Genomic DNA, 384 nt, shown 5'->3' on the forward strand with positions numbered 1-384 from the left:
GGTATGCCAGCATGGGGCGCTTCGCACGATGACGATAGAATGTGGGCAATGGTCGCTTTTATCAGATCGTTACCTGAATTAAATGAAGCCCAGTACACCATGTTAACGACTAGGATAGACGATGATATGTTAGATATGTCATTTGATGGTGAGATGGATATGTCTGGTGATGGATCCGGAATGCAACATTGATTATTCGTAAAAAATGCAGTGCTAAATAGTGCTGCCTTTTGCGATTTGAATGTCGCCATGACTATTTTACTCAGTGGTATTGCCTACATTTTTAGAATATTCAATAGACAAACAGACGCTCAGGAGTGATTTTATGAGACGCTATACCAATATATTTTCTAGTGAACACAACCGGTTATCTGGTCGTGTTCT

General features: G+C 40.4%; 1 pseudogene. It reads left to right on the forward strand.

Annotation, left to right across the window (positions count from 1 at the left end):
- Positions 1–192, forward strand: a pseudogene (locus AAEY72_RS14260) (c-type cytochrome); the annotation flags it as partial.
- Positions 193–384: the final 192 nt, after the last annotated feature.

The organism is Psychrobacter sp. W2-37-MNA-CIBAN-0211, assembly GCF_040309405.1.
GTDB lineage: Bacteria > Pseudomonadota > Gammaproteobacteria > Pseudomonadales > Moraxellaceae > Psychrobacter > Psychrobacter glaciei.